At 45.6% G+C, this 21,874-nt stretch carries 21 protein-coding genes; 8 read left to right on the top strand and 13 right to left on the bottom strand.

Features of this window, described 5'->3' with window-relative positions; translation table 11 throughout:
- Positions 1–126 precede the first annotated feature (126 nt).
- Both R7Q11_RS02850 and R7Q11_RS02845 read right to left on the bottom strand, forming a co-directional pair.
- Entirely contained in the window at positions 127–2,673 is a 2,547-nt protein-coding gene (locus R7Q11_RS02850) for a glycosyl hydrolase family 18 protein (RefSeq protein WP_017633824.1), read from the bottom strand.
- Between the two features lie 369 nt (positions 2,674–3,042).
- A complete protein-coding gene (locus tag R7Q11_RS02845; protein WP_005374408.1) occupies positions 3,043–3,546 on the bottom strand; it encodes a DUF2850 domain-containing protein in 504 nt (167 codons plus the stop codon).
- 328 nt (positions 3,547–3,874) lie between these two features.
- Between R7Q11_RS02845 and R7Q11_RS02840 the strand changes: the two genes are divergently transcribed.
- Both R7Q11_RS02840 and R7Q11_RS02835 read left to right on the top strand, forming a co-directional pair.
- A complete protein-coding gene (locus tag R7Q11_RS02840) occupies positions 3,875–4,159 on the top strand; it encodes a pyrimidine/purine nucleoside phosphorylase (protein WP_132936197.1) in 285 nt (94 codons plus the stop codon).
- A 132-nt stretch (positions 4,160–4,291) separates the two neighbouring features.
- Entirely contained in the window at positions 4,292–4,573 is a 282-nt protein-coding gene (locus R7Q11_RS02835) for a hypothetical protein (protein WP_005374405.1), read from the top strand.
- A 3-nt stretch (positions 4,574–4,576) separates the two neighbouring features.
- On the opposite strand, the gene R7Q11_RS02830 is transcribed toward R7Q11_RS02835, so the two are convergent.
- On the bottom strand, positions 4,577–5,725 hold the full coding sequence (locus R7Q11_RS02830; protein WP_025768745.1) for a GGDEF domain-containing protein: 1,149 nt from the start codon (positions 5,723–5,725) through the stop codon (positions 4,577–4,579).
- 506 nt (positions 5,726–6,231) lie between these two features.
- Here R7Q11_RS02830 and R7Q11_RS02825 point away from each other — a divergent pair.
- Positions 6,232–7,572, top strand: coding sequence for an MATE family efflux transporter (locus R7Q11_RS02825; protein WP_017633826.1), 1,341 nt, complete (start codon positions 6,232–6,234; stop codon positions 7,570–7,572).
- A 93-nt stretch (positions 7,573–7,665) separates the two neighbouring features.
- Here R7Q11_RS02825 and R7Q11_RS02820 read toward each other — a convergent pair whose 3' ends face one another.
- From R7Q11_RS02820 to R7Q11_RS02810, 3 genes are all read right to left on the bottom strand, one after another.
- Positions 7,666–9,345 carry an RluA family pseudouridine synthase gene (locus tag R7Q11_RS02820; RefSeq protein WP_213872684.1) on the bottom strand — a complete coding sequence of 560 codons (1,680 nt, stop codon included), beginning with the start codon at positions 9,343–9,345 and terminating at the stop codon, positions 7,666–7,668.
- 117 nt (positions 9,346–9,462) lie between these two features.
- Entirely contained in the window at positions 9,463–10,083 is a 621-nt protein-coding gene (locus tag R7Q11_RS02815; RefSeq protein ID WP_213872685.1) for a DsbA family protein, read from the bottom strand.
- Positions 10,077–10,943, bottom strand: a complete 867-nt coding sequence (locus R7Q11_RS02810; RefSeq protein WP_017633829.1) for an MBL fold metallo-hydrolase — start codon at positions 10,941–10,943, stop codon at positions 10,077–10,079. The genes R7Q11_RS02815 and R7Q11_RS02810 overlap by 7 nt, the downstream gene beginning before the upstream one ends.
- A 126-nt stretch (positions 10,944–11,069) precedes the next feature.
- On the opposite strand from R7Q11_RS02810, the gene R7Q11_RS02805 reads away from it, so the two are divergent.
- On the top strand, positions 11,070–11,957 hold the full coding sequence (locus R7Q11_RS02805; RefSeq protein ID WP_005383264.1) for a LysR family transcriptional regulator: 888 nt from the start codon (positions 11,070–11,072) through the stop codon (positions 11,955–11,957).
- A 94-nt stretch (positions 11,958–12,051) separates the two neighbouring features.
- Positions 12,052–12,855, top strand: a complete 804-nt coding sequence (locus R7Q11_RS02800; protein ID WP_025768751.1) for a Cof-type HAD-IIB family hydrolase — start codon at positions 12,052–12,054, stop codon at positions 12,853–12,855.
- A 94-nt stretch (positions 12,856–12,949) separates the two neighbouring features.
- Here the strand turns inward: R7Q11_RS02800 and R7Q11_RS02795 are convergent, their stop codons facing one another.
- The 5 genes from R7Q11_RS02795 to R7Q11_RS02775 all read right to left on the bottom strand — a co-directional run bounded on the left by R7Q11_RS02795 (position 12,950) and on the right by R7Q11_RS02775 (position 17,417).
- Complete coding sequence (locus R7Q11_RS02795) at positions 12,950–13,339, bottom strand: hypothetical protein (protein ID WP_017633832.1); 390 nt, start codon at positions 13,337–13,339, stop codon at positions 12,950–12,952.
- Between the two features lie 24 nt (positions 13,340–13,363).
- Positions 13,364–14,461, bottom strand: coding sequence for a GGDEF domain-containing protein (locus tag R7Q11_RS02790; RefSeq protein WP_053303994.1), 1,098 nt, complete (start codon positions 14,459–14,461; stop codon positions 13,364–13,366).
- A 5-nt stretch (positions 14,462–14,466) separates the two neighbouring features.
- Entirely contained in the window at positions 14,467–14,922 is a 456-nt protein-coding gene (locus R7Q11_RS02785; RefSeq protein ID WP_005374384.1) for a hypothetical protein, read from the bottom strand.
- A gap of 444 nt (positions 14,923–15,366) precedes the next feature.
- Positions 15,367–16,206 (bottom strand): S-formylglutathione hydrolase, encoded by an 840-nt coding sequence (gene fghA, locus R7Q11_RS02780; protein WP_005374382.1) that lies wholly within the window; start codon positions 16,204–16,206, stop codon positions 15,367–15,369.
- A 62-nt stretch (positions 16,207–16,268) separates the two neighbouring features.
- The gene (locus tag R7Q11_RS02775) at positions 16,269–17,417 is read right to left on the bottom strand and encodes an S-(hydroxymethyl)glutathione dehydrogenase/class III alcohol dehydrogenase (RefSeq protein ID WP_017821027.1); all 1,149 of its coding nucleotides are present in this window, start codon (positions 17,415–17,417) and stop codon (positions 16,269–16,271) included.
- Between the two features lie 293 nt (positions 17,418–17,710).
- Here R7Q11_RS02775 and R7Q11_RS02770 point away from each other — a divergent pair, with 293 nt between their 5' ends.
- Both R7Q11_RS02770 and R7Q11_RS02765 read left to right on the top strand, forming a co-directional pair.
- Positions 17,711–18,517 carry an arylamine N-acetyltransferase family protein gene (locus R7Q11_RS02770; RefSeq protein WP_213872687.1) on the top strand — a complete coding sequence of 269 codons (807 nt, stop codon included), beginning with the start codon at positions 17,711–17,713 and terminating at the stop codon, positions 18,515–18,517.
- A gap of 80 nt (positions 18,518–18,597) precedes the next feature.
- Positions 18,598–19,476 (top strand): LysR family transcriptional regulator, encoded by an 879-nt coding sequence (locus R7Q11_RS02765; RefSeq protein ID WP_225466157.1) that lies wholly within the window; start codon positions 18,598–18,600, stop codon positions 19,474–19,476.
- A gap of 99 nt (positions 19,477–19,575) precedes the next feature.
- Here the strand turns inward: R7Q11_RS02765 and R7Q11_RS02760 are convergent, their stop codons facing one another.
- Together R7Q11_RS02760 and R7Q11_RS02755 are read right to left on the bottom strand one after the other, a co-directional pair.
- Complete coding sequence (locus tag R7Q11_RS02760) at positions 19,576–20,349, bottom strand: siderophore-interacting protein (RefSeq protein WP_053303996.1); 774 nt, start codon at positions 20,347–20,349, stop codon at positions 19,576–19,578.
- A 178-nt stretch (positions 20,350–20,527) separates the two neighbouring features.
- On the bottom strand, positions 20,528–21,112 hold the full coding sequence (locus tag R7Q11_RS02755) for a LysE family translocator (RefSeq protein WP_064369529.1): 585 nt from the start codon (positions 21,110–21,112) through the stop codon (positions 20,528–20,530).
- Between the two features lie 114 nt (positions 21,113–21,226).
- On the opposite strand from R7Q11_RS02755, the gene R7Q11_RS02750 reads away from it, so the two are divergent.
- Positions 21,227–21,667 (top strand): Lrp/AsnC family transcriptional regulator, encoded by a 441-nt coding sequence (locus R7Q11_RS02750; RefSeq protein ID WP_031780811.1) that lies wholly within the window; start codon positions 21,227–21,229, stop codon positions 21,665–21,667.
- Positions 21,668–21,874: the final 207 nt, after the last annotated feature.

Here is a 21,874-nt window from a genome sequence, read left to right as displayed (position 1 = left end):
CGATTTGAAAGTAACACCTCAGATTTTTTCGTCTCTGGTGTTGCTCTCCTCGTTAAGAGGTTAAATCCAAAAAGGACAGCCGAAGCTGTCCTTTGTTTATTTAGCAGAAAGTCTGCAAGGCTGAAATTAGTTACAGTTAGCTACGCCAACTTCTTTCCAAACGCCCCATTCGCCAGATTGGCTAGGATCGTCACCCTGAGTCCACCATTTCGCTTCCCACGTTTTACCTGCGTGAGTCACTTGGTTACCACCTGTGTACACTGCGCTCGCATCCCATGCGTTGTCACAAGTACCAGGGTTCGGATCGGTTGTGTGCTGTGCAACAACCACTGTCGCGCTTGCCGATGAAGACGCTTTACCGTCGCTCACACTTACAGTGAAGCTTAAGCTTGTGTCTTGCGGGTATTCCGCAGCAGTGAACGTGACTTTAGAGCCTTCAACCGTTGCATTCAGACCTTGAGGTAGAGTCCAGTTGAATGTCAGGGTATCGTTGTCTGCATCGCTAGACGCAGATGCATCTACAACCACAACGTCACCAGCGTTTGCTGTTGCTGGAGCAACAACTTGTGCTACTGGTGCGCTGTTCACTGGGTCAACAACACCTGCTGGTTTCACTGTTACTACAACGAGGTCAGATGCCGTTGCACCCTCGTTATCAGTCACCGTCAGCTTGAAAGTTAATTGCTCTTCAACAGTAACTTCTGCTGCATCAAAGCTTGCTTTCGCTGTGTTTGCACCTGTTAGTACCACTGCTGTGCCAGATACTTGTTCCCAAGCGTAGCTTGCGATGGTGCCGTCAGAGTCTTTTGACAGGCTGCCATCTAGAACCACATTTGCAGGACCTGTTACCGATTGATCTGCGCCAGCGGCTGCGGTTGGTTTACGGTTTGGTTGAGGAACCACACCACCAGCCATACCTTCGTGCATCGCGTTTAGAATGTCACCGTTATCCGCGTCAATTTCCCAAGAGAATAGACCAGCAAGACCAAGAGACTTCGCGTAGCTACCTTTTGCTAGCACTGAACGGTGGTCATCAAATGTGATCAACTCGCCCGTAGTACGGTTCCATACCCATGGTGCTTCAGCTTGTGCATCGTAGCCGTACTCGAAGCCGTTAATACCAGTGTTGTTTGCACCTAGCATGAATGACTTAATGCCTTTGTAGTCAATTACGCCATCTTCCCAAACACCTTGCGCTGTGCTGCCCTTCAGTTTACCTGTAGCAGTACCTGTCATTGGGTCGTTTGGATCGGTTAGCGTATCTGGAGTTACGCCTTCCCAGCCACGACCGTACATTGCTGTACCAAGTACTAGCTTGTTTGCAGGAACGCCTTGAGCAAGAAGAAGTTGGATGCCGTTATCTGCTGTGTAAGCAGGACCTTTGTACGGTTCGCCGTTCTCATCAACGCCACTACCGTCACACTGACCAGGACGCATGAATGAACCACAGTAAAGCGCAGTTTGGTGACCAGGAACGTTATTCCAACCACCGTAGAAGTCGTAAGTCATTGCGAAGATGTAATCCATGTACTGAACTGCATCTGCGTAGTCTACGTCTTCAATCTTGTCGTAACCGACACCGATAGCGGACGTTAGCTCGTAAGTACGGCCTGTCTCAGCTTCTAATTCATCAAGCATTACGCGCAGTTCACGCATCAGTGCGATGTATGCTGGGCCATCGTTTACAGGGTCGCCCTTATCGGCTGCTGCACCGCCGCCGCCAGGGAATTCCCAGTCGATATCAACACCGTCGTAGAATTTCCAAGTTTTCAGGAACTTCTTAACTGATGCGACGAATGTGTCACGGTTTTTCTTGTCCACGAAATCGAAGAATGGGTCAGACAGTGTCCAACCACCGATCGATGGGATGATTTTTAGATCAGGGTTACGTTGTTTCAATGCCATTAGCATTGCGTAGTTACCCTTGATAGGCGTGCTGTATTCATGACCAGCTTGTGGGAAGCTCTTCTGATAAGCAGCCCAAGGGTCATGGATAACGACTTCATAATCAGGCACACCTGTACAAGCAGTTTGTAGCGCGTTGAAACTGTTGCCGCCAACAGACTTCACAGACTCATTTGGGCCACAAATTGGGATAAAACCGTAAAGGATGTGAGTCAAGTTGTCGACCGGCATATTATCGACTGTGTAGTCACGGCCATAGATGCCCCATTCAACAAAATACGTACCCATCACGACGCTTGGATCGGTATTGTAGGTTTTGTTGTTTGGATCAACATTCATCGTTAGTGGCTTCAGGTGAGAACCATCGGTATCTGCAATCGTGATTTCAGCTGGTGCGCTTTTCGCACAACCTGTCGCATCACATGCTTCGATTTCCATTTGGTATAAGCCACCTTGGCCGTATTCAAACGAAGCTGTCGTTTGGCTACCAGTGATAGGGCCGCTTGCTACTTTTACACCATCAAAATAGACGTTGTAAGTGTCACCAGGTGTGCCACTCCACTGGTTAAATTTAACAGTGATCTTCGCTTGCTCATGGTATTTCACCATGTCGTAGTAGCCTGACGTGGTTTCCATCGCGAGTTCAATTTTAGAAAACTGAAGGTTGTTGGAACCGTACATATCGATACTTGGTGCGGTTGGAGCCGCAACTGCAGCACCTGATAGCGCTAAAGCAACTCCAGCTGCACATAGGTTAAATCGAATCATAACTTCTCTCTCAATCCTTGGATTCATGTTCTACCTAGAACATAGGCTGCTCTTGCACCAGATAAGATGATTGGATTTACTCCACGTGCAAAAGCATCACACTCAGCATTTCAGAGAGTTTTTTTTCGTCAAAAAAAATTAAGACGGTTTTCGAGGCACTTGAGAGAACTTAACTAAAACTCGCACTCTGTTACACAGAAAGTGTCAGACTGAGTCAATAATTTATAAAATCTCAGCAGAAACTAAAATTATTGTTTACTCAGTAACGAGTTGGTTAAATGCGATGAAGGCCTTATTTTGTTGTTTATTAAGGTTTTGTTTCATTGATATAGAAAGAGAATTGAAAGGAAAAATAGCCGTGAAGACATACTAGTCACGGCTGAAGTGTTCACTCAACGCGGCGCGACGTTTAGAGGCTGCACCGGTTTCTGAGCCCTGAACGGTATGCTCAAATCCTTTACGAATGAATCGCTGATCTGGAATAAGAGGCTCAATACGGCGTATTTGAGGTGAAAGATGAGAGCCCGAGATCTGATACGCTGTCTTTCCTAATCCGGTATTCAAAGTGATGACCTTGCCATCGAATTCAAATTCCGTCGTAATAAGTCGATGGTTTCGGTATACCCCATCTTCAGTGAAAACGAGACGTTCTGTTTGGTAGGGTGGCGCGCCAATCTCAATCCATTCGCCGTACACCTTTTCCGGATCAATGTGGTCTTGATAGGAGAGGTGGATTTGATAGCCAAAAAACGTCAACAGACCCATCCCGAAGCAGACAAATGTACTCTTGAGGATTTTGGATTGGTGGCGAGCCAAAAATGAAAGTTTTGGTTCTTGTCGTGCTTTTCGCCTTCGGCGAGTCGAGTCCGTCATAGATCTAATTTTCTCCACTTTTTTAACATGGTGGAAACCTTCCTTTTTAAAAACAAACAATCCCGCCATTGAGACGACGAAACTATGATCTAATGTCCACTTTTACATTCAGATACACATCTTATTGATGATTTTGTTGTTTGCTCACATTCATTACTTCGCAGGTTTTCTTGCTCGGTTTAGGTCGCCTGATTAATCCTCGCGAAAAGAGGTTCTCGCTCAGTAGCAAAGGATGTGCGTTATTACGTTGAGTTTAATGGCTTTCAAAGCTTGAGTAACGGAAAGAAACAAGGTAAAAAAGAGCGGACTTTTGATAAGGAAACCAATAATGAATATTAAGGAAAATAGCTATTTTGCTGGTAGTGTAAAATCACTAGGCTTTAACCAGAAAGATCAGGATGTTAGCGTTGGTGTGATGCTTCCTGGTGAGTACACTTTTGGTACTCAAGCACCAGAGCGTATGACGGTTGTAAAAGGTGCGCTTGTGGTCAAGCGTGTTGGCGAGAGCGATTGGACGACTTATCAAAGTGGTGAGTTTTTTGAAGTGGAAGGTAGTTCTTCATTTGAGCTTCAAGTGAAAGAAGCGACTGCGTATTTATGTGAGTACTTCTAGCGTTCATTTGTTGCTCGTCATAAAACCACCTTCGGGTGGTTTTTTCGTCTATGTGCTTCACTTATAACGCATCTTTTTGGTTATTTGGGTATATACTTAATAAAAATGTACCCATCGACCAGGGAGGAAGTGATGGCAGTACAACGCAAGCATTCTGATCTCCCTCCTCGTTACGAGGATAAAGATCTCACCAATGAGCAAAGACAGCGCTTTACCGAAGTTGCCAACGCCGCTCATAAGAGACGTGAATTTTATCGACGTGCTCTAGGGAAGAGCTTAATGGGCAAAATGAAGGGCCGTGCGTTTAAAGATCACCCCACTCGTCAGCAAGACAAGCCGAACAGAACGTTGCAAGTAGTGTGGTTAATCGTATTCCTCGTTGTGGGGCTTTGGGTGATGCATGTGTTCGCTTAGTCATTAGCAAGCTTCTGGTACCGCTGGTGCATCAGATGTTGACTGTTCTTCCGTATTGCAGTGCTCATAAAAGGCGTACTGGTTTTTACCAGTATGTTTAGCTGCGTACATTGCTTTATCTGCACATCGAGTCAATTCAGACAAATCCTTTGCATCTTGCTTATAGATAGCAGCACCTACACTCATCGTTAACTCGTTAATCATATCGTAGCTTCGGTAACCTGTCGGAAACAGATTTACGATCCGTTTTAGGATGCTGTCGAGGTCATCTTTACTTTTTACATCGTAAAGCATGATTACAAACTCGTCGCCCGCAAATCGAGCGATGGAGTAGTCGTGTTTATCGGTTTTTCTGTCTTTGTTGCGAATGTTATTTTTTAATCGAGTTGCGAAGGCTTGAAGTACTTGGTCACCAATATCGTGCCCGTAGGTGTCGTTGATGTGCTTGAAGTTATCGATATCGAGAAAAACCAATGCGGTGATGCTATCATCAGATGAGTGCTTGATTTCATCGAGCTTTGCGCGCGCCCAAGTCTCAAAGCTCCAGCGATTGGCAAGCCCTGTGAGCTGGTCAAAATATGCTAACTCCTCAATCCCCTCACGATACAGTGTTTGAATGTAATTGAGGACTTTCGTGTAGTAATACGAGAACGTGTGACACACAAACGCGGTCGCTATCAGGGTCAGCATCAATCTCCGCTCTATGATTTCTGTGGCTGTTGGCAGTCGATCTAAAAAAGCGACCCCAAAAAAGATCAGTAAAATGTAGGTGCCACTGAACAGCAGACCGACCTTAAACTCATTAATTAATACCAGAGTGGCGACAATAGGATATAGCCATAGCATCTTGCCTGACGGAGCGTCGTTATACAGAAGTAACAATAACCCTTCGAACATTAAGACAGCACTTAGCCATAAGTCGGCGTATTGATGGTGCCGCTGGACTTTTATTACATAACTGATTGCTAAGCATGCCAAGGCACACAAAGCATGGAAAAAGCTTAAACCCCAGTTATTCTCAAGTGATTGAGCAATGGAACCATAAGTTAAACAGGCAGCGGCGATACTGGAGCATAAAAAGACAATTTTCTTTTTTCTTGTTGAGCGGATGTCCGCCATTTCTTCTAAGCGCGCCCCAGCCAATGTCGACATTACGTATCCTTGCTTAATTAACGTGTACGCTTATTCTAGGCGGTATTTTCGCGATAAATAGAACAACAAAGTTTCCAAATGTGATATCAGTCATTTTTAGTGCAAAGCCATCAGTGTGATTTGGTGCGAGTGTTCAAAGAGGAATGGTGGCGCATGCAGGTTTTCATGACGGTTCTTCATGGCTCTATATGGTTGGACTGATAACTCAAAGCAATGTATCTAGTTAGACGCATTCATATTGATTATCCTAATTCTGTTCGGTGCTCGTTGATTGAGAGTATTGTTCACCAATCTCTGCTCTACGTATCGTCAAGGCATATGTCGTTTCGAAAATGCATTAGAAATATTTTTCCGAAACAGGGCGAAATATTGTTGTCGTTATGACCAATATGCGACTAGAATCCGCGCTAAATCACAACCTCATATCGAGCTTCGTTCGAGTCACTATTTTTAAACTGCTTCACAAAATTGTGAGGCAGTTTTTAGTTGTAGGAAAGGTTACAAGCATGCCTAAAAGCCAAAACATCAACCAACGAATGTCCATCGTGGCATTAGCTTGGCCAATTCTTGTCGAAATTTTGCTACGGACGGCTTTAGGAACCAGTGACGTGTTCATGCTGAGTGGCTACTCAGACAAAGCCGTATCCGCTGTTGGTGTGATCACGCAGATTACCTTCTTTTTAATCATCGTTTCGACGTTTGTCAGTAGCGGTACGGGGATTTTGATTGCCCAATACAATGGCGCTGGACGCGAGCAAGAGTCAGTGAGCGTTGGTGTTGCGAGTATTGCGTTGTCTGTGCTCGTCGGTGTGCTATTGAGTGTGATTGCCGTGCTTGGTGCGATATATCTACTCCCGTATTACGGCTTGGAAGCGCAAGTTGAGCAGTACGCTCATGAATATCTGCTGATAAGCGGTGCGATGACGTTTAACGTTACGATTGGCGTTGTTTTTACAACTATTCTGCGTAGTCATGGTTATTCACGTTCCCCAATGGTGGTGAATTTGATCTCGGGTGTGTTCAACATCATTGGTAACTATATTGCGCTTTACCAGCCATTCGGTTTACCTGTGTATGGTGTGCAAGGCGTGGCAATAGCAACCGTCGTCAGCCAAGTCATCGGTACGTTAATGTTATGGTTTATTCTCGCTCGCAGTAGCATTGAACTACCTATGTCGACTATGAAACAAGTACCGGCAGAGATTTACAAAAAAATCTTAAAAATCGGCGGTATGAACGCGGGTGAAGTGCTGTCTTACAACGTGGCGCAAATCTGCATTGTGTACTTTGTGGTGCAAATGGGGACGGCATCGTTAGCGGCTTTCACTTATGCGCAAAACATTGCCCGTTTCTCGTTTGCTTTCGCGCTGGCAATTGGTCAGGCTGCGCAAATTCAGACCGGTTACTACATCGGTAAAGGTTGGGTGAGTAGCATTTTAAAACGCGTACAAATCTACTTCTTAGTGGGGTTTGTGGCATCAACGGCGGCAACCACACTGATTTACCTGTTTAGAGAAGAGATTCTACGCGTGTTTACCGATCAACCGGAAATACTCGCATTGGCAAGCTCGTTAGTCATGGGCTCAATTTTGCTCGAGGCCGGACGTGTGTTTAACCTGATTTTTATCGCGGGGCTCAAAGGCGCGGGTGACATCAAGTTCCCAGTGCAAATGGGGATTTTGAGTATGTGGGGACTAGGCGTGCTTTTCTCTTACATCTTTGGCATCCACTTGGGTTATGGCGTTTTAGGGGCTTGGATGGCAATCGCTCTCGATGAATGGGTACGTGGTATCATCATGGCAAGACGTTGGCGCTCTCAGGTGTGGACCAAGTTTAAGGTGAGCTAACGGTTTTCGGTATCGCGCATCACGCTTATTCTGGTGTTAGAAAAAAAGGCACTGATAGTCAGTGCCTTTTTGTTATTTAAACTCGGGAAGACGTTAGAATTCGCACTCAGCTTGGAACACCATGCGCTCTTTGTTGTATGGATGATCCAGCTCTAGCATCTCAGCATGCAGGTGTAAGCGATTCGCTTTTTCGCCGTATAAACCATCACCAACCATCGGCATGTTTAACCCCATGTGATGGGCACTGTGTACACGTAGTTGGTGAGTTCGCCCGGTTTTCGGATACATGTATACCTTGCTGCGTCCATCTTTGACGTCAATCAGTTGCCAGTAGGTTTCTGCATGTTTCCCGTGTTCAAAACACACCAGTTGACGTGGGCGGTCGTCGGGGTCACCACGCATTGGCAGTGAGATTTCCCCTTCAGGCTCGTTTAATACGCCTTCGAGCAGTGCCATATAACGTTTTTGTACGCCGCGAGCCATAAACTGTTTTTGCAGACCCTTGTTCGCGCGCTTGGTTAAGGCAAACACCAAAATGCCAGAGGTCGCCATGTCGAGGCGATGAATCACAAACGGCCCTTCCACATCAGGGTACATCGCTTGTAGGCGCGTATAAGCAGAGTCCTTGATAGTTTTACCAGGCACTGAAAGTAAGCCCGAGGGCTTGTTGACGACGACCATAGCGTCGTCTTGGTAGATTATCTCTAGTTCTTTGTCTTCTGCCCAATTCTCCGCCAATGGATTAGGTTCGACATCCAGCCCTTGCATCATATGGCCCAAAATCGGCTGACATTTGCTGTTGCACGATGGGTAGAATTTTTTGTGTTGGCGAACTTCAGACTTTGGCGACACACCCCACCAAAATTCTGCCAGCGCCAGCGGTTTGAATCCGTGTTTAAACGCGTATTGAAGCAGTTTTGGCGCAGCACATTCCCCCGCACCTGCTGGTGGAACTGGGTTTGTGGTGTCTGCAAAAATGTCCACCAAGTCGCGTGCTTCGCCATGGCTGTTTAGGAAGCGGTATTGTTTATGCAATTTGTGCTGTAAAGCGTTGGAGAGCGTTTTGCGCTGCTCTTTCAGGTGAGCAAGTTGCTGCTCTAACTCGGCCAATCGCGCTTCTTTGATTGCAAGCTTTTCATCCCACGCTTGCTTTAAGTATTTGAGAACGTTTTTCTCAGCGACACTTTGCTTACCCAACTCATCCAACAAGATTTTGAGATCATCGGCATTGAGTGTTTGCTCACCCTGTTGGCGCTGTCGTTTGCGTGCGGCGCGGCCGTCAATCATCACTTGGCGCTGTGTTTGCTCCTCTTGCTGATAAGCGGCTCGGTCGGCTTGGATTTGCGCTTTAAGATCCGCCAATTCCGGATTCGCAGCACAGGTTTTGTACTCCGCATTGGCGGCGTTGATGGCATCCGTTTCTGCGCGGAAGAAGCCTTCATCGGTCAGCATGTCGTACACAGGAGGGACAAATCCTGGAATCAAGTTTTGGTCAGCAATTTTGCCAGAAAACGCACTTAAAAAGCCGAGCTCGCCTTGAGGGCTTTCTACCAGCAATACGCCAAACATTTTGCCTCGCCCCGTTTCTTCATTAACCAAACCAAAATCGTGTTCGAAGTCGGTTTGCGCTAATAAATGCTGTTGCAATTGCTTTGCGGCTATAACGCAAAGAGGATGCGGCGTGTAGTAGAACGGAAACGTAAACTGCGTTGGTAATTCATAATCAGAAGTATCAGCAGTAAAACGAGTAAAACAATGTTCAGGCGAGTGCATGGTGGGTATCCGCGCGAGTAAAAATTCGAGCGAGGATTGTACCTGTTTGAGTCAGGATTGCCATGTCGGTGTTGGCACTCGCTCTTGGATTAAGAACAAGAGCGAGTGGGGAAGAGCTTATTGCAGTTTTTGTAATGCAAGCTTCCACTGTGCCGGTTTGTCGTAGTAGGTCGAGTGCGGCAAGGTCAAGTACTCGCCATTTACTTCTGCAATCAGGGTTGGATAACCACCAACGTGTAACTGGCGCATCAACTGTCGGCTAGAGTGAATTCTCTCGTTTAGCTCGGCTTCGCTTAACGTCATGTTTTGCTCCCACGCATCACTTGCTAAACCTAGCGATTCTGCAATGGCTTTGAGTGTCGATGCTTCATTCACTTTTAACCCGAGTTGATAATGCGCAGATTGGATGGTCTTTAGCATGTGCCATGGATTCAGCCCCATTTTCTCCGCACTCAAGATCGCTTGTGTTGGTAGATAAGAATCAAGAACAAACGCACCTTCGCTTTTCACGCGTTGTAGATATGCTTCACCAAACGTTGCTCCGGTTTCGGTTGCGATACGAGCGTCACTGTTGATGATGTGCTGACGAAATTCAGGCTCAATTGCGCGCTTCTCAATCATGCCGCCGGGATGAAGCTCCACCTTAAATTGAGAGGTGTCCATCAAGGCTTCGATGAGTGGTGATGCCCCGTAGCACCAACCACACATGGGATCGAAGAAGTAATGCACGGTTACCATGACATTTCACCAGTATGCACTTTCGCACCGATTTCTAGCGCGATTGGCAATTGAGCTTCTGGGTATTTCGCAGACATGGTGTCAATGAGTTGAACGCTGTTATTGCTGTGTTTTTTCGCTTGCTGAAAATCCTGCAAGTATTGTTGCGAGTAGCGAATGGTGTCTGCGTTCAGCTTTGTGCCTGCTTTCATGTGACCAGGAATGACCACTTGAGGTTTAAGCGCAAGCATCTCGCTAAGTTGCTGCTCCCAAGCATTGATGGCGGTTTGGTCAGCGGCATCTGCCATCCACAAATGTACGTTTGAGTACACGGCTACGTTACCTAGAATCGCTTTGTTATCTGGAATCCATAGGTAAGGGCGGTGTGCTGATGTGCCATGGTTACCACGAATTTCAATCTTATGACCTTCTAGCTCCAATGATGCTTTATCGTACGCGACAGGGATCACTGGTTTTACCGGTGCGTTTGCGCCAAGCTTTGGTCCCCAGTACGCCAGCTTTCCAGCCAATTTCTCTTTAATAATTTTTTGAACCGCAGGCGTTGTGATGATCTGCGCATCAGGGAACTGTTGGTGTAAGGCCTCTGCGCCAAAGTAGTAGTCTGGGTCCGCTTGGCTGATAAAAATGGTTTTAAGCGTTTTGCCTGAGTCCAGCACTTTAGCGGCAATGCGCATCGCGTCAGCTTTGGTGAATCCAGTGTCGATAACCATGGCGTCAGTCTCACCGTATACCAAGGTTGAGTTTACGTGGAAGCTGTTACCGTCGGCGTTGTAAACCTCAAGAGTAAGGGGAGAGTGGTTTGCCGCTAGAACAGGGCTTGCCATTAAAATGGATGCAGCAATCAAAGTGAATTTTTTCATAATAAGCTCCTAAAGAATTTGGGGCCAAGCGACGATGGCTTGAGAACGGGAGCTATATTAGGAAATTGATACGCTCGGAAAAATACACAATAATATGCATCACTATTTCTTATTTCGAGCAAATGTATGGATAGAGTAACGGCAGCAAAAGTATTTGTAGATGTGGTGTATTCTGGCAGTTTTACCGCGACCGCAGAACGGTTAGACATGTCTCGGCCAATGGTAACTCGCTATGTAGAGGCGATGGAGAACTGGCTGCAAACTCGTTTATTACACCGCACCACGCGCAAGGTGTCCCTCACCACCGCAGGGGAGCGCAGCTTGCCTCAGATTGAGCGCTGGTTAAAACAGGCCGATACATTAACGTCGAACATTGCCGCTGATGGTGAGCTGTCCGGAAAAATCCGTCTTGCGTCTAGTACTTCATTTGGATTCTCACAGTTGATCCCCGTAGTAAACAGTTTTATGCAAAAGCACCCCAAAGTGCATATCGACATAGATCTGCAAGATTCAGTGAGTGATCTAACCGAACAACGTATCGATCTGGCGATCCGAATTGCGTCAGATCCCGATCCTTCTTTGATTGGTAAGCCGATTGCGGTGTGCGAATCGGTTTTGGTAGCATCACCGCAATATTTACAAACTCACCACGCGATCGCGCATCCGCGAGATTTATCTTCACACGACTGTTTGGGATACAAAAACTTTGAGCGTCACGTGTGGCATTTGTCTCAGGGCGACCAGTTCGAATCGGTGGGAATTGAGTGTCGCCTAACCAGCAATGAGGCCACGGCGTTATTGCATGGCGCTTTACAAGGCATGGGTATTTCGATGTTGCCAACTTACTTGAGCAATATCTATCTCAAATCGGGTCAGCTTGAGTCGGTGTTGCCGGATTGGAAGCCAAATGATCTCAACATTTACGCGCTGTATTCATCACGTAAACACTTGTCTCCTGCGGTGAGAGCTTTCATCGATCACAGTGAAGATTACTTTAAACAGCATCCTTGGTAATAGCGAAAGGCGTCGTCATCCCGACTTGAGATTCATACAAGATCCTGTACCTTACATGGATATATTTTCGCAGCGTCATTTAGAGTTTTAGTTAATGTCACAAGTTCGCATCAAATTTATTGCTTCCGATATGGATGGCACATTGCTTGACCAATACGGTCGTTTGGATCCGGAGTTTTTCGATCTGTTTTTGCAACTGGAAGAGCAAGGTATTTTGTTCTCCGCTGCGTCTGGTCGTCAGTATTACAGTCTGCGAGACACGTTCGCGCCAATCAAAGACAGACTGTTGTATGTGGCTGAAAACGGCACCTTGGTGATGTACCAAGACAAAGAGCTCTACAGTTGCACCATTCCTAAAGCGGAAGTGGCGGAGATTGTGAAAGCGGCTCGTGAAATTGACGGAGCGAACATCGTATTGTGTGGCAAGCGCTCGGCGTACATCGAAACGCATGATCAGCAATCGCTGGAAGAATTTCAAAAGTACTACCACCGCTGTGAATATGTGCCGGATTTGCTTGAGGTCGAAGACGAGTTTATTAAGGTAGCAATTTGTCACTTTGACGGTTCGGAAGAGCTCCTGTTCCCGACCATGAATACGAAGTTTGGCGCAACGCATAAAGTCGTAGTGAGCGCAAAAATTTGGCTGGATGTGATGAATGCCGAGGCGTCTAAAGGCGCGGCCATTCAGCACCTTCAAGAGACGATGAATTTTACTCCGGCAGAAACAATGACGTTTGGTGATTACCTCAATGACCTTGAAATGCTGCAAGTCAGTGAGCATTCGTACGCGGTTGCCAACGCGCACGAAGAGATTAAGAAAATTGCTCGTTATTCTGCGCCAAGCAACCAAGAGGCTGGGGTACTCAAAGTGATTAAAGAGAAAGTGTTAGCGAAGTAACGCTCATTTTTTCGATGTTATTTTCTTCTTCACGTAAAAAGCCCCGCATACACTGCGGGGCTTTGTTTTTTTTGGGGGGAGTAAGGTTCCCGTTTTAGCGTACGTACTTGGCGGTTGCGCTGACTAAAAAGTGTTGCAATTTCCCGTCTGATTTTGGCACCCACAAGTCGTTATGATAATGGTAAATACGGCCATTTATGGTCACAGACAAGGTATTATCACCCGTTTGCTCCATGCGAATAAACTGATCCGAAGTGACCAAAAACGGCTCTTGCTCTTCAATGCTCTGGCCCGTTGCCAATACGAAGTAGCCGAATCGGTTGCCAGCATCCGGATCGGTTGAGTAGATTCGATGCCCAACTAGGCTGTAGTCGTCGTTGAGTGCCTGCTCAAGCGTTTTTTGCCCGATGGTTTCGTGCGATGGAATAAATACCCAAGCCAACACACCTGCCGCAATGACTGCCAGTAGAAGCAGTACTTGCATGAACTTTCTCATCATATATACCGTTTAACGTTGAAATTTCATTTTGTACATGCGCTTATCCGCTATGCTGATAAGAAAGTCAACATTGTCACTGTCTTTAGGGTATTGCGCTAAGCCCATGCTCGTTGAAAGTGTTGAGACTTTATCGGAGTTTAATATTTGTGCATCAAAGACGGTATTTATCTGCTCACGTACGTTCTCTTCATTGAGATGTTCACCTTCAAGTATAACCGCGAACTCATCTCCTCCCATGCGATAAACAGTAAAATCATTGAGTGTCATAGAATTAAGCCGCCTAGCGATTTCCCGCAGTACAGTGTCGCCAACTTGGTGTCCGTGTGTGTCGTTGACTTCTTTAAAACCATTTAAATCTAGAATCCAGAGAGAAAAGGGCCTTTTTTCTTGAGTAAATTTGTTTAGGGTAATGAATAGTGCATTGCGGTTCCCTAGGTTCGTCAAAGGGTCGCTTAGCGCCAATTTTCTATGAAAATGGGATTCACGATAAAAGAAATAAGTTAGAGAGATAATCGACAAAACGAACGTCGCAAACAACATATATTGTGCTTGCATTAAGCGCTGGGTTTGACCTTTTTGTGCTTCATAAGCTTTACTACTTAGACGGAAGTTTTGATTAACGAAGTCTATTAAGCCTAAATATAGTGTTTGAGTTGAACGATAAAATGCAGCAGCAGCTTGGCTATCACCTGTTCTAGCTTCTACTAGTTGTTTTTCTAGCTCTTTGAACTCTTCAAAAAGGTTAATGAAGTAAAGGTGCATGTTGTTCCGAGAAAAAAACTTATTGGCTTTCGTGCTACTGGTCAATAAGTCAAAGCGACTCCACGCTAACTCGTATTGAAGCTCTGCACCATCAATATTCAATACGTTTTCATCTAACCGTCTGGCCTCGCCGACAAGTTCTGATAGTTCTTTGGAGAGTTGGAATAAAAACCAAGTCGCTTGTTTTTGTTCGTTATTAAAATTTTGTGAGAGTGAACGTGTTTGCTGTAAAAGCACGACATTCGCGAGAAGCAAAGAAACGGCAAACACCACCAGCAGCATTTTGCTGGTGGTAGAATATTGCAATATTCTTTGTTTCTTAGAATAGGGTTCTGATAACTTCATTCTTATTATTTTTCTTTTATTTCATTTACTTGCCATACCATTTGCGCATGATATTTATTGTAGTTTAGCTCTGGATAGAGATTGAGTGGATATATCACCCAGAAAGGGCCTTTATTCCTGACTTTTATGTAATTCTGATCTTGTTGATAAGCCAGTATTGGTTGATATCGAAGAATATCTTGTCGGGACAATGTCGAGTGATAGTCGTTTAAGCTGCTGATATCAACCTGCTCTGGTACCTTTCCGTAGACGTGTGTAAGAAGTGTGCTGAGTTTAACGCCTAAAAACTCTGACGAGGCAGGAAGCCAAGGCAATGTCATCGTGTAGCTAGTGGTAGGTAAAGCTTGGATCTCTTCCAGTTCCAGTATGACACTAGGCTGCTGGCTACTACTAAATACGATCGTATTTGCAGACAAGAATGGCGCAACAAAAAACAGACCTAGCGCGACTATTTTTTTCATCATATGCCCTTTTGAGTTTTATTCTTTTTTCTTAGCTAGGACAAAGGTGCTAGCGGTAATTTATTTATAATTATAGAGCCAACCGGATGAGATTTTATAATACGTTATGTTTCAAAAATAACTGTCGGTTTACGTCACGTCAAGGTTATTAAGTTGCTTCTTAATTAAAAGCTCAGAGTATTGGGATGATGGTAGAGTTTCGTAATGATCTCGCGGTATTTAATAGGTTTTTAGTGCAACTTTGTGTCATTTTTAATAAAGATACTGTGTCGGAAATGAGAATCTAATAAGGCGAGAAATGGACGTCGAATTTGTTCTTAAGTTACATTATTTTACATATTTAAATCATCGATATTCAGATATGTATTTGTTAGTACGTAAAGAAAATAAAGTCACCTAGTTTTGGTGACTTTATTTTTTATTTCATGAGCTTACTTAAATTAACTATGCAAACAAATATTTTGCATGGAAGTTGAGGTGCTCTTCAATAAAGCTTGAGATGAAGTAATAGCTATGGTCATAGCCTGGTTGCATTCTCAAGGTTAGGTTTGAATCGTGTATTTTTGCCGCAGCAATCAGCGCTTCCGGTCTAAGCTGCTCATTTAAGAAGCCATCAGCATCACCTTGATCAACCAAAATTGGTAATGGTGATTGTTGTTGTTTTAGAAGTTCACTTGCATCGTATTGCTTCCAGCTTTCAAGCTCCTTGCCTAAGTAAGCAGTAAAGGCTTTTTGTCCCCAAGGGCATTGCATTGGGTTACTGATTGGACTGAACGCTGAAATTGAACGGTACTGTTCTGAATTTTTCAGACCAATGGTGAGCGCTCCGTGGCCGCCCATGCTGTGACCCGAAATCGACTTCACGTCAGAGACAGGGAAGTTACTTTCGATGATCGCAGGTAACTCCTCGGTCACATAGTCGTACATGCAGTAATGCAGTGACCAAGGTGCTTGCGTCGCATTAAGGTAAAAGCCAGCTCCTTTTCCTAGGTCATAGCTTTCGTCGTCAGCGATACCTTCGCCTCTCGGACTTGTGTCTGGTGCAATGATCGCAATGCCAAGCTCGGCCGCCATACGAAATGCGCCCGCTTTCTGCATAAAGTTCTCATCGGTACACGTTAAACCAGAGAGCCAGTATAGCGCGGGTACGGGATTTGATTTCGTTGCGTTAGGTGGCAAGAATATCGCGAAGCGCATGGTGCAGTTTAGGGCATTGGATTCGTGTGTATATTGCTTGTGCCAACCGCCAAACACTTTGGCTTGGCTTACATTTTCAATGGTCATGAATAAACTCTCTAATTAGCAGAAGGAATTCAGGCTCCCCAAAAGGAGAGCCTGAGGCAGCATTATTGATCCATATGGATAACTGTTCGGATGCTCTTACCTTCATGCATCAGATCAAACGCTTTGTTGACATCTGCTAATCCCATTGTGTGGGTAATGAACTCCTGTAAGCCGAATTCACCAGCCATGTAACGGTTTACGATTTCTGGAAGCTCAGAGCGACCTTTAACGCCACCGAAAGCGCTGCCACGCCATACACGACCAGTTACCAGTTGGAATGGACGAGTTGAGATCTCTTGACCTGCACCAGCAACACCAATGATTACTGACTCACCCCAACCTTTGTGACAGCACTCAAGTGCTTGGCGCATCACGTTTACGTTACCGATACATTCGAATGAGTAGTCAACACCACCGTCTGTCATTTCAACAATCACTTCTTGAATTGGCTTGTCGAATTTTTGTGGGTTGATGCAATCAGTTGCACCAAGTTGTTTCGCTAGGTCGAATTTGCTTTCGTTGATGTCTACACCGATGATGCGGCTGGCACCAGCCATGCGAGCACCGATGATTGCAGAAAGACCGATACCGCCGAGACCAAAGATTGCCACTGTGTCGCCTTTTTCAACTTTAGCTGTGTTTAATACCGCACCCATACCAGTGGTTACGCCACAACCTAGAAGACAAACTTCTTCAAGTGGTGCTTCTTTGTTTACTTTCGCTAGTGAGATTTCTGGAAGAACCGTGTACTCAGAGAAAGTAGAACAACCCATGTAGTGGAAGATAGTTTCGCCGTTGATAGAGAATCGGCTTGTGCCATCTGGCATTAGGCCTTTACCTTGCGTTTCACGAACGGCCTGACATAGGTTCGTTTTGCCAGATTTACAGAACTTACACTCACCACATTCAGCAGTGTAAAGTGGGATAACGTGGTCGCCAACTTCAACGCTTGTTACGCCTTCGCCAACCATTTCAACGATACCGCCACCTTCGTGACCAAGGATTGAAGGGAAGATACCTTCTGGATCGTCACCTGATAGTGTGAATGCGTCAGTGTGACAAACCCCAGTTGCTACGATGCGTACTAGCACTTCGCCGGCTTTTGGAAGTTGTACATCCACTTCTTCCATTTTAAGCGGCTCACCTGCAGCCCAAGCGACCATTGCTTTTGATTTTATGTGAGTTTGACCAGGTTTGATTTCAAGCGACATTGGATGTTTCCTTTATATTTTCAGTATATGGAGTGACGTAATAAGCGTAGTTAAGGTTTGCTTACCGCGCTTCGTCGTTTTGTTGGTGCTCATTTTAGGTGTTTCAGTAAAAATGATAATCCGTCCATTTTGAAAATGATTTTTACATATGCGTAATAATGATAAGGTGAGCGTGTAAAAAGAGTGCGATGCCTCCTTAAAGCGGAAGGGAAATGGAAAAGGTGATTGACCTGAAGTTAGATAGAGGGGCTAAAGTAGAAAACAGTCAAACCATCAGCTAAGTAAGAGTGATTATGAATAAGACGGATCTGAGTGCCTATTTAACCAAGCTAGGCTTGCCTAGTGAATTGCCCGCCGATTTGGAGTCATTGCACAGAATTCACGTGGCGCAACATCGTTGCCTGCCGTTTGAGAATTTTGACATCGCATTGCAGCGAGGCGTCTCTGTTGAGATTGAAGATATTATTCAAAAAACCGTGTACCACTCTCGCGGTGGTTACTGCTTTGAATTAAATGGTTTAATGCTTGATGTGCTCAACACTCTTGGGTTTGAAGCGCGAAGTTTGCTAGGGCGTGTACATGTGTCTGGTACACCAACAGGTCGTAGTCATCAAATCACGTTAGTGACGTTAGAGGAACAAACATGGATTGTCGATGTGGGTTTTGGCTCCAATACCCCTCGAGCGCCATTGCCATTTATCCTTGACCAAGTGATTCAGACGGATTTACAAACCTTCCGTTTTGTCAAAGATGCTCAGTTTGGTTATTTCCTCCAAGTGCTTTCAACCGATGGAACGGACACGTGGAACAATCTATACAGCTTTGACCTAGAGTTTGTGTTTGCTGGTGACATTGCATGTAGCAACTTCTTTACCTCGACTTCGCCTAATTCGCGTTTTACTAGCGCAAGAGTCGCTGCTAGAGCGACAGAAAGTGGGTTGGTGACGCTGCTTAACTACACACTCAGATGCACCAATCATGAAGAGCTAACAGAAATAGAGCTAGAGCCAGGTCAAACCTACCTGGATGCGTTGAAAGACTATTTTGGCATTGAGCTTGATGCGCAATACGACGATCTTCGTCCGTTACCTGACGCGTAAAGTTTTCCCGTTTTCAAAGCGTAGCGCGACGAGAACAATGTAATCACTATTTGTCTAGAAGAGGTCGACAGGAATACAGCATGGCGAATTGGGAAGGAGTCAGCGAGTTTGTTGCCGTAGCGGAAACCAACAGCTTTACAGCTGCCGCGGCTAAACTGAAAACGTCAGTGGCACAAATCAGTCGCCGCGTATCGGCACTTGAAGAGCGTCTTGCGGTTAAGTTACTGCATCGCACGACGCGAAAAGTTTCTCTGTCTGAAGCTGGACAGCTTTATTATCAGCAGTGCAAACATTTGGTCGAAGGGCTAGAACTAGCTGAGCTTGCTGTAACGCAAATGCAGACCGAACCGCGAGGTTTGCTGCGTGTGACGGCGCCTGTGACCTATGGGGAAATGAACCTCGCACCGCTCTTGCATCAGTTTTTGGAGAAATACCCGCGTGTGGACCTCGATTTAGTTCTGACCAATCAAAAACTGGATTTGATAGAGCAAGGGGTAGACGTGGCGATTCGTCTTGGCCGCCTGCAAGATTCCAGCATGATCGCAAAGCGTCTTTCGTCGCGTCAAAATTACGTGTGTGCTAGCCCTATGTATTTGGAGCGATTTGGCGAGCCTCACACATTATCCGAACTCGAACTGGCTCGACATCAGTGCCTAGTTGGTTCGGTCGATTATTGGCATTTTAAGGAAAATAAACGCGATAAGTCTTTGCGTGTGTCGGGGAGGATTAAATGCAATAGTGGTTTTGCGCTAATGGGCGCCGCCAAGCGTGGTTTGGGTTTAGTGCAGTTGCCGGACTATTACGTTCAAGAAGCTCTAGATAACGGTGAGCTAGTCGAGGTGCTGACCGATTACCGAGATGACCGTGAAGGCATTTGGGCACTGTATCCACAAAGCCGAAATTTATCGCCCAAAGTGAGGTTGTTGATCGACTTTTTAGCGCAGGAACTAGCGGATTAGAGTTTTCAATAACTTTAATACAACTGAAATCGCTAAAACGCCCGGTGATGCCGGGCGTTTTTATTAGGATGAGAGCTGGAATCGAAAAGACATGAACCACTATTGGTTGGATTCCGCGTCTTCACGTTTAATCACTTTGTGCCCATCTTCAGACACGCCTTGCTTCCAATAGCTGCTGATGTAGATATTCTCGCGATCGACTTCTTTTTCGTTGCGGAAATATTGGCGCAGCGCACGCATTGAATCGAACTCACACGCACACCATACCGAAGCGTTACCATCTAACCACTCGAGTTCGCGAACGCTATCAGCCAAGGTTTGCTGTTCGGTTAGCCAAATCAACTCCATACCGGCTGGCGTGTTTAGGGGTTGAATGTCGGCTGGAGACATCACGCTGATCACAGCGTAGCCTTTGGCCTCTTCTGGCAGCGTACGAATTTTCGCAGAAAGTGCTGGAAGTGCTGTCATATCGGCAGCCATGAAGAACCAATCCGCCTCAGTATTTAAGTTGGAGATGCTACCTGGCCCAACAATGCTGATCGTGTCGCCTTTTTGCGCGGCCATTGCCCAACGCGCTGCAAATCCGCATTGCAGATCTTGCGTTACGTGTCGGACGAAATCCACTTCGATTGAACTGGTTTCTGGATGAAAGCGTCGAATAGTGTAGGTGCGCATGATTGGTCGGTCGTCTTCTGACAGGATGCTCAGATCCGCGCCGCCCATATCGTTAAACAGTAATTTGATGTAACTGCCTTCGCAGTCACGAGGAAAGTGGCTCAGCGCCTCACCTTGCAAGGTAATGCGCTGCATGTTTGGAGTGATGGTTTCTGTGTCTGTGACAACAAGCGTTTTAGGTTGAGGCTTCTTTTTCATTGTTACTTTACTCGATAATTATTCTCTTTCTCATTTAAAGATTATCAAGTTCCCTAACAAGAGGGTAGCGTCTTTAAACAAATTTACACTGTGAATTAACGCCAAAGCCTCAAGCAAAATGCAGTATCTGTCCTTTCCCAATTACGTAAAGTGAGTCGTTTTTTAACCCAAAATAGACTTATATCATTGGAATCGTAGACAAAAGCAACAGCGCAGCCATGCTGTAGTTGAACCCCTTAACGCGTTTATCGGTGGTCAACCAACGCTGCAATTGCATACCTGCCGCCGTCCAAAATGTTACCGATGGCAAGTTAGCTAAGCAGAAGATACCGGCGATAAAAGTCAGTTCGAGCCAAGAACCGCCACTGCTGTATACCGTAATGGCCGTCAACGCCATCGACCAACCTTTTGGGTTCACCCATTGGAATGCGACAGCCCCTAAAAAAGACATTGGGCGAAAATCGTGTTTTGCTTCGGTTTTGTCGCTGGTGGCGATTTTGTACGTCAAGTACAGCAAATAACTCAAGCTCAACACTTTCAAAATGGAGTGTGTAATTGGATATGCGTGGAACAGGCTCATCAAGCCAATACCCACCAAAATTAGCATGGCACCAAAGCCGAAGGTAATGCCCAACATGTGTGGGATAGTGCGTTTAAAGCCGACATTTGCCCCTGAGGTCATCAACATAATGTTATTGGGACCCGGCGTAAAAGTGGAGACAAAAGCGAACAACGCCAAAGCGCCCAGTTGATGATATTCCATAGATTGTTCCTTGAATCAGTTCTCGATAAGTTGAGAACAACTATAAGTAGAACTGAGGTCAATATTGTGCTTTTATTTGATGATTAGAAACTAAATAAGCAATGAAACATCATGATGGATAGATTTGACGAAAGAATATTGCAAGTGCTCAAACGAGATGGAAGAATCTCCAATGTGGAGCTGTCGGAACGCGTTGGTTTATCTCCGTCTGCAACCTTACGCCGAGTGCAAGATTTAGAGCGTAAAGGCGTGATCAAAGGCTACCGAGCAGTACTGGATAATCAGCAACTTGGTGTGGGTTTTGTCGCTTATGTGTCGATTGGTTTGGCCTCGCACTCTAAGCAGGCACAGCTGGGTTTCGAAGAGCATGTGCGTTTTGTAAACGAGGTGGTGGAATGTCACAACATTACGGGATCTAACGAATATCTCATACGCGTAGAGACGCAAAATCTCGCCGCTTATAAAGCGTTCCATGCTGATGTGTTGGGTGAGTGCGAACACGTCAAGTCGATCACAACGATGGTGGTGATGGACACACCAAAAGACGAGCGATAGCCAAACGAGAGTGACAGTTTTTGTGGCACATGAATTTGAAGTGACTCGAAAGAGTCAGTCGAGTATGAGAATGGTTCACAACAAATGCTGGAAAGCAGATGGCACTCTTACAATTTCCATATTTATTCTTACCTTCTAAATAATCCCATCCTGCTAGTTTTGCTTAAACCGCTTGTGTTTCAGAGCGGCGAGTCAGCAAAATTAAGG

The organism is Vibrio sp. 970 (genome assembly GCF_033339075.1).
Note: the sequence above shows the minus strand (reverse complement) of the source record. Positions and strands in the feature narration are given on the sequence as shown.

Excerpts from the sequence above, each read along its gene's own strand:
- R7Q11_RS02850 (WP_017633824.1), bottom strand. The coding sequence starts at position 2,673 with ATGATTCGATTTAACCTATGTGCAGCTGGAGTTGCTTTAGCGCTATCA.
- R7Q11_RS02845 (WP_005374408.1), bottom strand. The coding sequence starts at position 3,546 with ATGACGGACTCGACTCGCCGAAGGCGAAAAGCACGACAAGAACCAAAA.
- R7Q11_RS02840 (WP_132936197.1), top strand. The coding sequence starts at position 3,875 with ATGAATATTAAGGAAAATAGCTATTTTGCTGGTAGTGTAAAATCACTA.
- R7Q11_RS02835 (WP_005374405.1), top strand. The coding sequence starts at position 4,292 with ATGGCAGTACAACGCAAGCATTCTGATCTCCCTCCTCGTTACGAGGAT.
- R7Q11_RS02830 (WP_025768745.1), bottom strand. The coding sequence starts at position 5,725 with ATGTCGACATTGGCTGGGGCGCGCTTAGAAGAAATGGCGGACATCCGC.
- R7Q11_RS02825 (WP_017633826.1), top strand. The coding sequence starts at position 6,232 with ATGCCTAAAAGCCAAAACATCAACCAACGAATGTCCATCGTGGCATTA.
- R7Q11_RS02820 (WP_213872684.1), bottom strand. The coding sequence starts at position 9,345 with ATGCACTCGCCTGAACATTGTTTTACTCGTTTTACTGCTGATACTTCT.
- R7Q11_RS02815 (WP_213872685.1), bottom strand. The coding sequence starts at position 10,083 with ATGGTAACCGTGCATTACTTCTTCGATCCCATGTGTGGTTGGTGCTAC.
- R7Q11_RS02810 (WP_017633829.1), bottom strand. The coding sequence starts at position 10,943 with ATGAAAAAATTCACTTTGATTGCTGCATCCATTTTAATGGCAAGCCCT.
- R7Q11_RS02805 (WP_005383264.1), top strand. The coding sequence starts at position 11,070 with ATGGATAGAGTAACGGCAGCAAAAGTATTTGTAGATGTGGTGTATTCT.
- R7Q11_RS02800 (WP_025768751.1), top strand. The coding sequence starts at position 12,052 with ATGTCACAAGTTCGCATCAAATTTATTGCTTCCGATATGGATGGCACA.
- R7Q11_RS02795 (WP_017633832.1), bottom strand. The coding sequence starts at position 13,339 with ATGCAAGTACTGCTTCTACTGGCAGTCATTGCGGCAGGTGTGTTGGCT.
- R7Q11_RS02790 (WP_053303994.1), bottom strand. The coding sequence starts at position 14,461 with ATGAAGTTATCAGAACCCTATTCTAAGAAACAAAGAATATTGCAATAT.
- R7Q11_RS02785 (WP_005374384.1), bottom strand. The coding sequence starts at position 14,922 with ATGAAAAAAATAGTCGCGCTAGGTCTGTTTTTTGTTGCGCCATTCTTG.
- fghA (WP_005374382.1), bottom strand. The coding sequence starts at position 16,206 with ATGACCATTGAAAATGTAAGCCAAGCCAAAGTGTTTGGCGGTTGGCAC.
- R7Q11_RS02775 (WP_017821027.1), bottom strand. The coding sequence starts at position 17,417 with ATGTCGCTTGAAATCAAACCTGGTCAAACTCACATAAAATCAAAAGCA.
- R7Q11_RS02770 (WP_213872687.1), top strand. The coding sequence starts at position 17,711 with ATGAATAAGACGGATCTGAGTGCCTATTTAACCAAGCTAGGCTTGCCT.
- R7Q11_RS02765 (WP_225466157.1), top strand. The coding sequence starts at position 18,598 with ATGGCGAATTGGGAAGGAGTCAGCGAGTTTGTTGCCGTAGCGGAAACC.
- R7Q11_RS02760 (WP_053303996.1), bottom strand. The coding sequence starts at position 20,349 with ATGAAAAAGAAGCCTCAACCTAAAACGCTTGTTGTCACAGACACAGAA.
- R7Q11_RS02755 (WP_064369529.1), bottom strand. The coding sequence starts at position 21,112 with ATGGAATATCATCAACTGGGCGCTTTGGCGTTGTTCGCTTTTGTCTCC.
- R7Q11_RS02750 (WP_031780811.1), top strand. The coding sequence starts at position 21,227 with ATGGATAGATTTGACGAAAGAATATTGCAAGTGCTCAAACGAGATGGA.